We start from the raw sequence: 14,000 nt of genomic DNA on the forward strand, positions 1-14,000 counted from the left end.
CGGGTTGGCAGGTCCGGCCATGTGGGTGAATAGGCTGGCACCATGGGTTTCCCCGAGGCGGCCACTGGCGCCGGCACCGCGTTGCTCACCGACCATTACGAGCTGACCATGCTGGCCAGCGCCCTGGCGGACGGGACCGCGGACAGGCCGTGTGTCTTCGAGGTCTTCGCACGTCGACTACCCGACGGCCGCCGCTACGGCGTCGTCGCGGGCACCGGCCGGGTCCTCGACTCGATCGCGGACTTCCGGTTCACCGACGCCGAGCTGAGCCAGCTGGAAGCGACGGCCGTCGTCGACGACGCCACCCTTTCGTGGCTCGCGGACTACTCCTTCTCGGGGAACATCGACGGTTACGCCGAGGGCGAGCTCTACTTCCCCGGCTCCCCGATCCTGACCGTCACCGGCTCCTTCGGCGACGCCGTCGTGCTGGAAACGCTGATCCTCTCGATCCTCAACCACGACAGCGCGATCGCGTCCGCCGCCGCGCGGATGTCGGGCGCCGCGCACGGCAGGCCGATCATCGAGATGGGCGGGCGCCGCACGCACGAGTGGGCCGCCGTCGCCGCCGCGCGGGCCGCGTACCTCGCCGGTTTCGCCACGACGTCCAACCTCGAGGCGGGCCGCCGCTACGGCATCCCGACGCGGGGCACCGTCGCGCACGCCTTCATGTTGCTGCACGACAGCGAAGAAGAGGCGTTCCGCGCGCAGGTGGACAAGATGGGCACCGACACCACGCTCCTGGTGGACACCTACGACATCACCAAGGGCATCGAAACGGCCGTCCGGGTGGCCGGGACCGAACTCGGCGCGATCCGCATCGACTCCGGCGACGTCGGCCCGCTGGCGCGCAAGGCCCGTGAGCAGCTGGACGCCCTCGGGGCGAAGGACACCCGCATCGTGGTGTCCGGCGACCTCGACGAACACGCGATCGCGGCGCTGCGGGCGGAACCCGTCGACGCGTACGGCGTCGGGACGTCGGTCGTCACCGGCTCCGGGGCGCCGACCGCCGGGATGGTCTACAAACTCGTCGAGGTCGACGGCAAGCCGGTCGCCAAGCGCAGCGCGCACAAGGAGTCCCGCGGCGGCCGGAAATCCGCGCTGCGACGGCACCGCGGCACGGGTACCGCCGTCGAAGAGGTGATCTGGACCGCCGCCTCGGCGGTACCGGAACGGGGACCGGACGACCACGAATTGCAGATACCGCTGGTCCGGGACGGCCGGACGGTGGATGATTTGCCCACGCTGGACGACGCGCGCCAGCGGCTGCGACGGGCTTTGGTGAGCCTGCCGTGGGAAGGCCTCAAGCTTTCGCACGGTGAGCCGGCCATCCCGACCGTATTCGTCTAAAGAGAACTCAGGAGCAACACATGGGGACCGCCTTGATCGTGGTCGATGTGCAGAACGACTTCTGCGAGGGCGGGTCGCTCGGCCTGCCCGGTGGCGCCGCCGCCGCCGAAGCGATCTCCAAGCAGGCCGCCGAGGGCGGTTACGCGCACGTCGTCGCCACCCGCGACTACCACATCGACCCGGGCGACCACTTCAGCGAGACGCCGGACTTCAAGGACAGCTGGCCGCGGCACTGCGTCGCGGGCACCTCGGGCGCGTCGTTCCACCCCGCGCTCGACGTGGTCCCGATCAGCGAGGTCTTCTCCAAGGGCGAGTACACCGCCGCGTACTCCGGCTTCGAGGGCAACGCGCGCGACGGCAAGACGCTCGACGCCTGGCTGAAGGAGCGCGACGTCACCGAGGTCGACGTCGTCGGCATCGCGGCCGACTTCTGCGTGCGCGCGACGGCGCTCGACGCGGCGAAGGCGGGCTTCACCGTCCGGGTGCTGCTGGACCTCACTGTCGGCGGTTCGCAGCCGACGGTCGACGCGGCGCTCAAGGACTTCGACGAGGCCGGCGTGACCTACACCGGAACGGCGCCGGTCCCCGCCGCATGATCCAGCACGACCTCCAGGACACCCTGATCGAAAACCGGCTCATCGCGATCCTGCGGGCCGTGGACGCCGGCCGCTTCGCCGACGCCGCCACCGTGCTGCACGCGGCGGGGGTGCGGGTGCTAGAAGCGGCTTTGACCACTCCAGGCGCCCCGGACGCCATCGCGGTCATCCGCAAGAAGCTCGGCGACGAAGCGCACATCGGCGCCGGGAGCGTCCGTGAACCGTCCGATGTGGACATCGCGGCGGACGCGGGCGCGACGTTCCTGGTCACGCCGACGGTGAACCCGCTGGTGCTCGAACGCGCGCACGAACGCGGGCTGCCGGTGGTCTGCGGCGCGCTGACGCCGACCGAGATCGACCAGGCCTGGCGCCTCGGCGCGGCGGCGGTGAAGGTGTTCCCGGTCGCCGCCGTCGGCGGGGTCGCCTACCTGCGGGCGATCCGGGCGCCGATGCCGGACATCCCGCTCGTCCCGACAGGCGGCGTGCACCTCGCCGACGTCGCGAAGTACCTCGAGTCGGGTTCGATCGCCGTCGCGGCGGCCACTCCGCTGCTCGGTGACGCGCTCACTCCGGGCGGGTCGCTGACCGACCTCGCGACCCGGGCGGGCGAGTTCGTCGCCGCGGCCGCGAAGTACGTCTCGCGCGTCTGAGCTCCTTCTGCGGAGCCCTGACCCCAGTACATGAAGGACCCCTTCATTGCGTCTAGCGCAGTGAAGGGGTCCTTCATGTACTGGGGAAGGTGTGAAGGTCGAGTTTCCTACCTTGAGCGTAGGGAAGGGGTCCTTCACGGACCTTGCCCCCGACAGGACAGGTTTGCGTCACCCCTCATTTAGTCCTCTGGATGCGAGGTGTCAGGGCTTCTTCTTGCCGTAGGGGTCGCAGCGCGCGGTGCCGAGGTAGATGTCGCCCTTCGCCGGTCCGCCGCCCTGCGGGAACAGCTTGATGTGCAGCATGTGCGTCACGAGGCTCCCATCGGGCGGCGTCGGCGTGACGGTCTCGTTGACCGTGAGCGACGCCAGCGCCGTCCCGCCCTTGCCGCCGGCGATGGTCAGCCGGTAGTTCTGCGGGATGTTCTCCGGCAGCGTGAACCCGGTGACATCGCCGAACTCGATGTAGCCGAGGCTGCCGTCCTTGGTGGTACTGCATTTCGCCATGAACGTGCGGACCTTGATCACCGGGCCGCCGAAGCGTTTGAGCAGGCTGGTCTCGAACCGCCGCCCGGCCGCCTCGGCGATGGCCACCGCACCGTTCCGGCCGCAGCGCGACTCACCACCGCCGAATCGGGCGAAGTCGCCGGTGGACCCGCCCTTGGTCGTCGCGGTCAGAGGGCCGTCCACATCGCACGGCGCGAGTTCGCCGGTGACCACGTGCTCGTCGCCGATCTCCACGTCGAGAGACCCGACCGACGCCGACGCCGTCGCGGGTGCCGCGTCGGCCGAGGCGATCGCCGGGCCCCCCGTCACCAGCGCCCCGGTCAGGATCGTCACCGACAACAGCCTCGAACCGAGTTTCTTCATGTCCGGCAGCCTCTCCCAAGAGCCTGACCGGCGCAGGTCCACGCCACCCGGACGAGTGGACCGGCGATGACCGTGAGGTGGCCGACATTCGGTCCGCGGCCCGTCGTCTGGCGTTAACCTCGGTTCACATTCGTGTACTCATAGGAGGTCTGAGTGTCTTCGCTGTCTGTGGCCGGCCACCGTCCGGTTCTCGCCGACCTCGTTCCCGGCGCACTGGTCCGTGACGCGGTCCTGGTCGCCGGCGGTGCCGCCCTGACCGGTGCGGCCGCGCAGATCCTGATCCCGGTGCCCGGCTCGCCGGTGCCGATGACCGGCCAGACGTTCGCCGCCCTGTTCGTCGGCGCGGCGCTGGGCTGGAAGCGCGGCGCGCTGTCGATGGCGCTGTACCTCGCCGTCGGCGCGGCCGGTTTCGGCTGGTTCCAGAACGGCTCGTCGGGTCTCTTCGGCGCCAGCGCCGGCTACATCGTCGGGTTCGTCTTCGCCGGCGCCCTGGTGGGCGCGCTCGCCGGCCGCGGCGGGGACCGTACGCCGCTGCGCACGGCGGGGACGATGGTGCTGGGCAACCTCGTCATCTACTCGATCGGTGTGCCGTGGCTGATGGCCTCGACCGGCTTCGGCCTGTCGACGGCGCTCGAAAAGGGTGTCGTGCCGTTCCTGATCGGGGACGCGCTGAAGATCGCCGTGGCGGCGGCGCTGCTTCCCGGCACCTGGGCGCTGGTTTCCCGATTCAGTGGAGACAAGTACAGCAGCAAGGACGCGTGACCGGTCCTTTCACGCTCGCCCCAGCCGTGATGAGGGGGCTTTTCGAGGCGGATTCCGCCTCGAAAAGCCCCCTCATCGCACGGGGCGGACGATCTTGACGGTGGGCCCGGCTATCGTCTTGTCCCGTGCCCTCCCGTGCTGATTTCCCCGGTGTCCTCGAACTCCTGACCCACGCGGTCGAGTCCGTGGGCGGTGCCGAGCGCGAGGGCCAGGTCCAGATGGCGGACGCCGTCGGCCGCGCCATCCGCACCGGCGAGCACCTGGCCGTCCAGGCGGGCACCGGCACCGGGAAGTCGTTGGCCTACCTCGTTCCCGCGATCCGGCACGCGGTCGAGAAAGAGGCCACCGTCGTCGTCTCCACGGCCACCATCGCCCTGCAGCGCCAGCTGGTCGATCGTGACCTCCCCCGGCTGGCGAAGGCACTGAAGAAGCCCCTCGGCCGCGAGCCCACCTTCGCGATCCTCAAGGGCCGCCGTAACTACCTCTGCCTTCACCGGCTCGATTCCGGCGCCCCGGACGAGCCGGAAGACCAGCAGCTGTTCGATCCGTTCGCCGTCTCCCGGCTGGGCAAGGAGGTCACACGGCTGCGGGAATGGTCGTCCGACACCGAAACCGGCGATCGCGACGAGCTGGTCCCCGGCGTCTCGGATCAGGCGTGGCGCCAGGTTTCCGTCACGGCCAGGGAATGCCTCGGCGCCTCGCGGTGTCCCATCGGCACGGACTGCTTCGCCGAGCGGTCCCGTGCCGAGGCGGGCAAGGCCGACGTCGTGGTCACCAACCACGCGCTGCTGGCGATCGACGCGTTGCAGGGCTACCAGGTGCTCCCCGATCACGACCTGGTGATCATCGACGAGGCGCACGACCTGGTCGACCGCGTGACGTCCGTGGCGACGGGCGAGCTGACCAGCGGGATGGTCTCCGCGGCCGCCCGGCGCTGCGGGAAACTGGTCGACGACGAAGTGGCCGATCAGCTGCTCGAGGCGAGCGACGGGCTGGCCCTGATCCTCGACGACATGCCGTCGGGGCGCATGGACTCGCTGCCGCAGGCCCTCAACGGCGCGATCCCCGCCGTCCGCGACGCCGCGCACCGCTGCCTCACCTCGCTCGGCAAGGACCGCAAGGAAGACGTCGACGAGGCCACCGCCCGGAAACTCGCGCGATCGCTGCTCGAAGAGGTCCACGACACCGCGGTCCGGCTCCTCGAAGCCTTCGACGACGACAAGGCGCATCAGCGTGACGTCGTCTGGCTGACCGGGGACCGCTTCTCCACGAACCCGCGTCCGCCCGCGCTGAAGGTCGCCCCGCTCGGTGTCGCGGGGCTGCTGCGGGAGCGGGTCTTCAACCAGCACACGACCGTCCTCACGTCGGCGACGCTGACCCTGGGCGGCACTTTCGACACCATGGCCCGGCAGTGGGGGCTCCCGCCCGGCGGGGCCAGGGTCGAGAAGTCACCGGGTACGGCGACCGACAAGGCCGCCCCCGCCGACAGTGACGACAGCGACGGCCCGAAGTGGACGGGCCTCGACGTCGGCTCCCCGTTCGACCACAAGCGCAACGGCATCCTCTACCTGGCCAAACACCTGCCGCCGCCGGGCAGGGACGGGCTGCAGCCCTCGACGATGGACGAGCTGGCCGAGCTGATCGAGGCCGCGGGCGGGCGCACACTCGGCCTGTTCTCCTCGATGCGCGCGGCGAAGCAGGCCACCGAGGAGATGCGGGAGCGGCTCGACCTGCCGATCCTGTGTCAGGGCGACGATTCCACCGGCCTGCTGGTGCAGAAGTTCTCCGAGGACGCGCGCACCTGCCTGTTCGGCACGCTGTCGCTGTGGCAGGGCGTCGACGTGCCCGGTCCGTCGCTCCAGCTCGTGGTGGTCGATCGCATCCCGTTCCCGCGTCCGGACGATCCGGTCTCGTCCGCGCGGCAGCGAGCCGTGGAAGCCAGGGGTGGCAACGGTTTCCTCACCGTCGCGGCCACGCACGCCGCGCTGCTGCTGGCACAGGGCACCGGACGCCTGCACCGGTCGGTCAGCGATCGCGGTGTCGTGGCGATCCTGGATTCGCGGCTGGCCACCGCCCGCTACGGCGGATTCCTGCGTGCCTCGCTGCCGCCGTTCTGGCCGACCATGGACCCGAAGGTCGCCCGCGACGCGCTGCGCCGCCTCGACGCCGCCGCCCCGGCCTGAGTGGCCTGGAACACGGCCGAGTACCGTAAACGGAACGCCGAAGACAGGGAGAACCGGTTGTCCCACGAGTCGCCCAACGCACAATCCCGGACGGTCAGCGTCGATGACACCGGGGTGCGGCGCCAGCTCGCGGACGGAAGCGAGGAAGCCGTCACGTGGTCCGAGCTGTCCGCGGTGGTGGTCAGAGTGATCCCTGAAGGCCCGTGGAAGGAAGACGTCTTCTTCATGCTCGCCGGCGCCGACGGGAAGGGCACCGCGATCCCCAGCGGCGACCCGGCCGCCGACGCGCTGATCGAGCGGCTGCAGACGCTGCCCGGCTTCGACAACGAGAAGTTCATCGAGGCCATGACCACCGACGCCGACGAGGCGTACGTGGTGTGGAGCTCCGAAGGCCACGCCGCCAAGCACTAGAGCTGAAGGGAGCTTTCGCCGCATGACACGCGGGGAAAGCTCCCTTCACGTCGTCTACTCGGTCGGGAAGCTCTCGGTGACGGGGATGCCCTTCTTCAACGTCCGGCTCACCGTGCACAGCCGCTCGATGGCGCGGTCCACCGCGACAGCCAGCGCCTCCCGGTCCTCCGCGGCGAGAGAAGACACGTCGACGTCGAAGGCCACGTGGACGGCGTCGAGTTCCGAAGCGCCTTCGCGCTGATCCGCTGTCACGCCGACCCGGAACTTCGAGTCCTCCCCGATCCGGCGCGTGATGAGGTTCTCGGCGGTGACGGCCGAGCAGCCCGCCGCCGCGATCTGGAGCAGTTCGGCGGGCGAGAAGGCGCCCTCCGCGCCCTTGCGGCCGATCACGACCTCGGCACCGCGTTCGTTGCGGCCGATGAAGCGGTGCTCGCCGTCGCGCTGGACTTCCAAAGACACGATTTTCCCTTTCAGAGTGACGGCAGCCTCGGCGCGATGCCCTTGGCCAGCCGTTCCGCCGCCGGGCACATCTCCTGCGGCTTCTTGACCTTGTCCGAGACGTAGATTTCCACCGTCTCGATCATGGCGCGACCATTGCCGAAGAAGGTCCGGTGCGGGATCTCGGCCTGGCAAGCCTCCCAGTCGGGCGCGATCTCGACGAACGCCTCCCGCGATCCGAGAACGACACGGGCGCCGTCGTCCTCGAACGGCGCCCACTCCCGTTCGAACCGGATCGCCACCTGCATGTCGCGATGGTTCCAGTAGCACTCCCAATTGCCGAAGACCGGATCCGGCTCGGCCGGGCCACCGACGATCTCCTTCGGCAGATCACCGCCCAGCGCGCAGGCGTCGAGACTCCCGAGCGTCCCCGCGGCGAAGGGGCCGGGACGGCGCTTGATCGGTTCCCGGTTCAGCACGGCCGCCGCGTGCACGGCCACCGGATCGACGTAGTCGCACAAGTGGGCGTGCCAGTCCTGGATGTGCTTGGCGTGCACCCAGACCTGGTTGCCGTCCGGCAGCGGGATGACCCGCTCGCACTTCTCTTCGGGTTTGCCCACCACCTCGCGCACGCTCAACCGTCCCGGCACCGGCTTCTCCAGCAACGGCGCTTCCGGAAACGTCAGCTCGAGCCGGACGTCGACGATGTCCCCGTCGTCGGGGCTCATACGCAGCAGGATTCCGCAGGCGTTGAAGTTGCCGTTGGCGGTGTCGAGTTCGGGGGTGCCGAACTGCCGCAGCACGGAAGGGTCCACCAGCGAACAGGGATCCGCCGTCCGCAGGTCTCCGACCGAATCGGCGGGACGCGGGGCGGCCGCCATCGACGCCGGTTCCCTCAGGGCGAAGATCAGGCCTCCCACCAGCACGACCACCGCGGCGATGGCTCCGATCGCGACGGCACGCTTGGTCACCCGGAACCGTCGCGAGCGCTTCGGAACGTCGACGTCCGCGACTTCGGCCAGCAGGTCGGCGGCGCGGACGGCGTTCGGCCGCCCGGCGGGTTTGCGCCGCAGCAACTCGGTCAGCACGGGCGCCAGCGAGCCCGCCCGGCGGATCGGCTCCAGGGTGTACGACGTCGCTCGCCGGAGCTGGACGAACGGTCCCGCGTTCGGATCTCCCCACACCGAAGTGCCCTCGACGGCGGCGAACAGCGTCGCGCCGAGCGAGAACACGTCCGCGGCGGCGCCCGCCTGCTGTCCTTCGGCCATCTCGGGGGCGACGTAACCGGGAGTCCCGACGTCGAGACCGCCACCGGTCCGGGTCACCTCGGCCCACTGCGCGATGCCGAGGTCGGTGAGTTTGGCGGTGCCGTCCTCGGCCACCAGGACGTTGCCCGGTTTGAGGTCGCGGTGGACCATGCCCTTCTCGTGCATCGCCGCGAGCGCCGCGGCGAGCTGGACACCGATCTTCGCCACCTTGCCGGGTGAAAGCGGCCCCTCGGCGTCGATGATGTCGGCGAGGCTGCGCGACGGCAGGTACTCCATGACGAGCCAGCGGTCGTCTTCGTCGATCACGGCGTCGAACACGGTGACCACGTTCGGATGGTGCAGACCCGCGCCGATCCGCGCCTCACGCCGGATCTGGCCGCTGTCCCCGACCTGCGAACGTTTGAGGGCGACGACCCGCCCGAGGTCCTGGTCGGTGGCACGCCAGACCACGCCCATACCCCCGGCGCCGATCCGCTCCTCCAAGCGGTAGCGCCCGGCGATCAGCCGGTCACCCATGCGGGGAGTATAGGAGGTTAAGCCCTTTGGGCGATGACCGTGACTGTTCCGGGATCGACTTCGGTGAAACCGGCGTCCCGGACCGCGACGACACCGTCGCGGCGCCACGAGCCCTCGGGATCCTCGACCGGGCACAGCGCTTTCCAGATCGCGACCGGCGGGGTCCGCACCGAGCACCGGAACCCGGTCTCGGCCCAAGCCGCCCGTTCGGCTCCGTCCAGCAGCGAGGCCAGGATCATCGTCGCGTGCCCGACCTGCGCGGAGCCCTTGCCGACGGTCATCGAGACCTCGGGGTTCAGCAGCAACCGTGGGAGCCCCTCCGGCGCGGGGCCGGGCTCGTCGGCCGGGAGCTCACTGCCGGAGATCTGGAGTCGCGAGACCTCTTTCGGCGTCTCGACGACAAGGCCGGGGAGCAAGGCCCGCGCCTCGGCGCCGTCGACCTCGATCGTGACGCCCGGCAGCTCCTGGACCGCCTGCCAATGCGCACCGCGCGCCCGCCGGGCGACCTTGCGGATCCGGCCGTCGACCCACGCCTTGAGCGGTTCCTGCCATTCGCCCTCGGGCTCGGCGCGTTCGTCGAGACAGACGGCGACAGCGGCCGCCGCGGCTGCCTCCAGCAAAGCCGTCCGGGACGGCGGTTCGGCGCGTTCCATCCGCAGGATCACCGGCATGGCGCGGACCTCGGCGGGATCCTCGTCGGAGGTGTCCACCGTGTCTTCGGCGGGCAGTCCCAGCCAGTACGCGTAGCGCGCTGCCAGCGGCTCCAGCACGCTCATGGCCGGGAGTATTCGAGACCGTCGGCGGCGTCCGCGGCCTCGATTTCGGACCTGGTGACGCCGAGCAGGAACAGCACGGCGTCGAGGTACGGGTGCGAAAGCGCGGTGTCGGCGACCTCGCGCAGCGCGGGTTTCGCGTTGAAGGCGACGCCCATCCCGGCGACCGAAAGCATGTCGATGTCGTTCGCCCCGTCGCCGACCGCGACGCACTGCTGGAGCGAGATCTCGTACTCCTCGGCGAACCGGCGCAGCGCCGTCGCCTTGCCCGCGCGGTCGACGATCTCCCCGACCACCCGGCCGGTGAGCTTGCCGTCGACCACTTCTAGCTCGTTCGCGGCGGCGAAGTCAAGGCCGAGGTCGTCCACGAGGGACTGGATGATCTTGGTGAACCCGCCCGAAACCACCCCGCAGCGGAAGCCCATCCGCTTCAACGTGCGGATGGTCGTGCGCGCGCCGGGGGTGAGCTCGATCGACGCGGCGACCTCGTCGAGCACCGTCTCCGGCAGCCCTTCCAGCAGTGCGACCCGGCGCTCCAGCGACTCGCCGAAGTTCAGCTCGCCGCGCATCGCGGCCTCGGTGATCTCGCGGACCTGCGGTTCGACGCCGGCGTGCGCGCCGAGCATCTCGATGACCTCGCCCTGGATGAGCGTGGAGTCGACGTCGAAGACGACCAGCCGCTTGGCCCGGCGGGCGAGCCCGGCGCGCTCGATCGAGATGTCGATCCCGGCCTCGACGGCGGCGTCGGCCAGCGCGGTCCGCAAGGCGGCGTCGGCCTCCGGGGTGTCCTGGGCGAGCGAGGCGTACAGCTCCAGCCCGGTGACCGGATAGTCGGCGACACTGCGGATCGAGTCGATGTTGACGTCCAGCGCGGCGAGGCGGCGCGCGACATCGGAGAACGCCCTCGCGGTCACCGGGCGGCCGAGCATCAGCAGGACATGCGTCGAGTCCTTCTGGCCGATGGCGAACGGATCGGCGCCGATGGCCGAACCGATCTTGACCTCGACCTCCATCCCGACCGACGCCATCGCCTGCTCGACGTATTCCTGCAGGCCTTCGGGGTCGCGATACACGCCCGCGAGCACGCCGAGCACCAGCTGGCCTCTGATGACCACCTGTTCGACGTCGAGGACGTCGACGTCGTGGCGCGACAGCACGGCGAACAGCACCGAGGACACACCCGGTTTGTCGGGACCGGTGGTGGTGATGAGAACTGGTGTCTGCGTCACGGGCCTCAGTCTTCCTTAGCCGGACGCGAAAAAGGCGCGTGCCGCGCCTCGGTGTGAGGCAGGGCACGCGCCATTTCCGCTTATCGGGTCACTGCTCGCTGGCGTTGTCCTTGGAGTGATCACCCGGCATGGCCGCGTCGGTGAGCACCTGGGACGGCGCGCGGTGGGTGTTGACCTTCTGCTTCCCGAAGAAGCCGATCTCACCCTCCTTGTGGATGCGCTCGACCATATGCGGGTAGTGCAGCTCGAACGCCGGACGCTCGGACCGGATCCGCGGCAGCTCGGTGAAGTTGTGCCGCGGCGGCGGGCAGGACGTCGCCCATTCGAGCGAGTTGCCGTAGCCCCACGGGTCGTCCACCGTGACGATCTCGCCGTACCGGTAGCTCTTGAAGACGTTCCAGATGAACGGCAGCGTCGAGGCGCCGAGGATGTACGCGCCGATCGTGGAGATCGTGTTCAGCGTGGTGAAGCCGTCGGACTGCAGGTAGTCCGCGTACCGCCGCGGCATACCTTCGGCGCCGAGCCAGTGCTGCACCAGGAACGTGGCGTGGAAGCCGATGAACGTGGTCCAGAAGTGCCACTTGCCGAGCTTCTCGTCCATCATGCGGCCGGTGATCTTCGGGAACCAGAAGTAGATCCCGGCGAACGTGGCGAACACGATCGTGCCGTAGAGCACGTAGTGGAAGTGCGCGACGACGAAGTAGCTGTCCGACACGTGGAAGTCGATCGCCGGCGCGGCCAGCATGATGCCGGTCAGACCACCGAAGAGGAACGTGACGATGAAGCCCATCGAGAAGATCATCGGCGTCTCGAAGGACAGCTGGCCCTTCCACATCGTGCCGATCCAGTTGAAGAACTTCACGCCCGTCGGGACCGCGATCAGGAAGGTCATGAAGGAGAAGAACGGCAGCAGCACGGCGCCGGTCGCGTACATGTGGTGCGCCCACACGGCCACCGAAAGCGCGGCGATCGCCAGCGTCGCCCAGACCAGGCCCTTGTAACCGAAGATCGGTTTGCGGCTGAAGACCGGGAAGATCTCCGACACGATCCCGAAGAACGGTAGGGCCACGATATAGACCTCTGGATGGCCGAAGAACCAGAACAGATGCTGCCAGAGGATCACGCCGCCGTTCGCGGGGTCGAACACATGCGCCCCGAGATGCCGGTCCGCCAGCAGGCCCATCAGGGCCGCGGTCAGGATCGGGAACGCCAGCAGGATCAGGATGCTGGTGACCAGGATGTTCCAGGTGAAGATCGGCATCCGGTACATCGTCATACCGGGGGCGCGCAGGCAGACCACCGTGGTGATCATGTTGACGCCACCGAGGATGGTGCCGAGACCCGAGACCACCAGACCGGAGATCCACAGGTCGGCGCCGACGCCGGGCGAGTGGATGGCGTCCGACAGCGGGGTGTAGGCGAACCAGCCGAAGTCGGCGGCGCCACCCGGCGTCAGGAAGCCGGACATCACGATCAGGCCGCCGAAGAGGTACAGCCAGTACGAGAACGCGTTCAACCGCGGGAACGCGACGTCCGGCGAACCGATCTGCAGCGGCAGCACGAAGTTCGCGAATCCGAAGAGGATCGGCGTCGCGTACAGCAGCAGCATGATCGTGCCGTGCATCGTGAACAGCTGGTTGTACTGCTCCTGCGAAAGGAACTGCTGCCCGGGACGCGCCAGCTCGGAGCGGATCAGCATCGCCATCGCGCCGCCCACCATGAAGAAGGCGAACGACGTGACCAGGTACATGATGCCGATTTGCTTGTGGTCCGTCGTGCGGAACAACCGCAGCAGGTACGAACCCTTAACCGACTCGCGCGCGGGGTACGGGCGCGTGGCGATCGGCTTGGGGGCTACGGCCGTCACTCCTGCCTCCAACACTCAAACCTTGTGGTGGTCAATGTTCTGCCGTCGGCCGGGTTCGGGACCCATTTCGGCGGCTAGTGGGGATCGTAGCCCTCACTACCCACCGTCGCGCGCACCGGCTGGCAAGATCGCGCCGTGACCGACGAACACACGCGGGCGGGAGTGGCCGCGGCGGTCGCTGTCGGTGACCGGTACGGGCTGCCGACGGACGATCCCGAGGTCCTGCATTTCAAGTCGAACGTGCTGGTGAGACTGGGTCCTGTGGTGGCGCGGGCACCGGGAACGACGCGCTTCGCCAGGCCGTCCCCTGTGGACTGGCTCGCGCGCGACGTCGAGCTGTCGAGGTACCTCACGGAACGTGATGTGCTCGTCGTCTCACCCACCACGGATCCCCCGGCGGGACCGCATTTCGCGGGCGGCTTGCCGGTCACTCTCTGGCATTACACACCCCATGAGCCGGGGCACACGCTGTCGCCGTGGGAGATCGCTTCCTCGCTGGCCCGGGTCCATGAGGCGCTCGAGGACTACCCCGGTGAGCTGCCCGAACTCGGACCCGTCCGAGAGCTCCGGACGCTGCTCGACCGGCACGGCCACACGATGGGCGGCGCGGCGCCCCGGTTGTACGAAGAACTCGAAAGGGTCACCGCGGCCCTTCCTACGGAGGGGGCCCGGCCGCTGCACGGCGACGCCCATCGGGGGAACGTCGTCGCGACGGCGTCCGGGCCGTGCTGGCTCGACTTCGAGGACACCTGGCGCGGACCACTCGGCTGGGACCTCGGCGTGCTCTACGCGGAGGCCGGACCCGCCGCCTTGGACGCGTACCCGGCGGATGTCGAGCCGTCGTCGCTGGAGCCGTTCATCGCGTTGCGGCGGTTGTTCGAGGTTCCCTGGCGGTTCGTCATCGCCCAGCGGTTCCCGGCGCGGCTCGGGGAAGCCGAAGCCGCGCTGGAGCGCTACTTCTCCCGCATTTAGTGGTGTGTCCTCCGTTCAATCACGCGTGTTGTCCGTCCAATCACGCGTGTTGTCCGCCCAGTCACGCGAAGTACCCACTCGGCCCGGATGGGTCGTGAGTGGCGATTCGGGTCAGAGCCAG

The 14,000-nt window shown here is 69.3% G+C and carries 13 protein-coding genes; 7 read left to right on the plus strand and 6 right to left on the minus strand.

Annotation, left to right across the window (positions count from 1 at the left end; genetic code table 11):
• The first annotated feature begins 42 nt into the window (after nucleotides 1-42).
• From HDA45_RS12420 to HDA45_RS12430, 3 genes are read left to right on the plus strand one after another with little or no spacing between them, the layout of a single operon-like run.
• Nucleotides 43-1,347 carry a nicotinate phosphoribosyltransferase gene (locus HDA45_RS12420; RefSeq protein ID WP_184894823.1) on the plus strand — a complete coding sequence of 435 codons (1,305 nt, stop codon included), beginning with the start codon at nucleotides 43-45 and terminating at the stop codon, nucleotides 1,345-1,347.
• Between the two features lie 20 nt (nucleotides 1,348-1,367).
• Nucleotides 1,368-1,943, plus strand: a complete 576-nt coding sequence (locus tag HDA45_RS12425) for an isochorismatase family protein (protein WP_184894825.1) — start codon at nucleotides 1,368-1,370, stop codon at nucleotides 1,941-1,943.
• On the plus strand, nucleotides 1,940-2,593 hold the full coding sequence (locus HDA45_RS12430; protein ID WP_184894827.1) for a bifunctional 4-hydroxy-2-oxoglutarate aldolase/2-dehydro-3-deoxy-phosphogluconate aldolase: 654 nt from the start codon (nucleotides 1,940-1,942) through the stop codon (nucleotides 2,591-2,593). The genes HDA45_RS12425 and HDA45_RS12430 overlap by 4 nt, the downstream gene beginning before the upstream one ends.
• Nucleotides 2,594-2,794: 201 nt before the next feature.
• On the opposite strand, the gene HDA45_RS12435 is transcribed toward HDA45_RS12430, so the two are convergent.
• Nucleotides 2,795-3,460 carry a choice-of-anchor P family protein gene (locus HDA45_RS12435; RefSeq protein WP_184894829.1) on the minus strand — a complete coding sequence of 222 codons (666 nt, stop codon included), beginning with the start codon at nucleotides 3,458-3,460 and terminating at the stop codon, nucleotides 2,795-2,797.
• A 153-nt stretch (nucleotides 3,461-3,613) separates the two neighbouring features.
• On the opposite strand from HDA45_RS12435, the gene HDA45_RS12440 reads away from it, so the two are divergent.
• The 3 genes from HDA45_RS12440 to HDA45_RS12450 all read left to right on the plus strand — a co-directional run bounded on the left by HDA45_RS12440 (nucleotide 3,614) and on the right by HDA45_RS12450 (nucleotide 6,816).
• The gene (locus HDA45_RS12440; protein ID WP_184894831.1) at nucleotides 3,614-4,222 is read left to right on the plus strand and encodes a biotin transporter BioY; all 609 of its coding nucleotides are present in this window, start codon (nucleotides 3,614-3,616) and stop codon (nucleotides 4,220-4,222) included.
• A 125-nt stretch (nucleotides 4,223-4,347) separates the two neighbouring features.
• Entirely contained in the window at nucleotides 4,348-6,405 is a 2,058-nt protein-coding gene (locus HDA45_RS12445) for a helicase C-terminal domain-containing protein (RefSeq protein ID WP_184894833.1), read from the plus strand.
• Nucleotides 6,406-6,462: 57 nt separating this feature from the next.
• Complete coding sequence (locus HDA45_RS12450; RefSeq protein ID WP_026466908.1) at nucleotides 6,463-6,816, plus strand: hypothetical protein; 354 nt, start codon at nucleotides 6,463-6,465, stop codon at nucleotides 6,814-6,816.
• Between the two features lie 54 nt (nucleotides 6,817-6,870).
• Here the strand turns inward: HDA45_RS12450 and HDA45_RS12455 are convergent, their stop codons facing one another.
• The 5 genes from HDA45_RS12455 to ctaD all read right to left on the minus strand — a co-directional run bounded on the left by HDA45_RS12455 (nucleotide 6,871) and on the right by ctaD (nucleotide 12,907).
• Nucleotides 6,871-7,275 carry an OsmC family protein gene (locus tag HDA45_RS12455; protein ID WP_184894835.1) on the minus strand — a complete coding sequence of 135 codons (405 nt, stop codon included), beginning with the start codon at nucleotides 7,273-7,275 and terminating at the stop codon, nucleotides 6,871-6,873.
• 11 nt (nucleotides 7,276-7,286) lie between these two features.
• A complete protein-coding gene (locus tag HDA45_RS12460; RefSeq protein WP_184894837.1) occupies nucleotides 7,287-9,038 on the minus strand; it encodes a serine/threonine-protein kinase in 1,752 nt (583 codons plus the stop codon).
• Nucleotides 9,039-9,055: 17 nt separating this feature from the next.
• The gene (locus HDA45_RS12465) at nucleotides 9,056-9,814 is read right to left on the minus strand and encodes a peptidyl-tRNA hydrolase (protein ID WP_184894840.1); all 759 of its coding nucleotides are present in this window, start codon (nucleotides 9,812-9,814) and stop codon (nucleotides 9,056-9,058) included.
• On the minus strand, nucleotides 9,811-11,040 hold the full coding sequence (serB, locus tag HDA45_RS12470; protein WP_184894842.1) for a phosphoserine phosphatase SerB: 1,230 nt from the start codon (nucleotides 11,038-11,040) through the stop codon (nucleotides 9,811-9,813). The genes HDA45_RS12465 and serB overlap by 4 nt, the downstream gene beginning before the upstream one ends.
• Nucleotides 11,041-11,128: 88 nt before the next feature.
• Nucleotides 11,129-12,907: an aa3-type cytochrome oxidase subunit I gene (ctaD, locus tag HDA45_RS12475; protein WP_093937616.1), complete on the minus strand. Its 1,779-nt coding sequence runs from the start codon at nucleotides 12,905-12,907 to the stop codon at nucleotides 11,129-11,131.
• Nucleotides 12,908-13,042: 135 nt separating this feature from the next.
• Between ctaD and HDA45_RS12480 the strand changes: the two genes are divergently transcribed.
• Nucleotides 13,043-13,879: a phosphotransferase gene (locus HDA45_RS12480; protein WP_184894844.1), complete on the plus strand. Its 837-nt coding sequence runs from the start codon at nucleotides 13,043-13,045 to the stop codon at nucleotides 13,877-13,879.
• The last annotated feature ends 121 nt before the right edge of the window (nucleotides 13,880-14,000 follow it).

This window comes from Amycolatopsis umgeniensis (genome assembly GCF_014205155.1).
In the GTDB taxonomy this organism is placed as follows: Bacteria; Actinomycetota; Actinomycetes; order Mycobacteriales; family Pseudonocardiaceae; genus Amycolatopsis; species Amycolatopsis umgeniensis.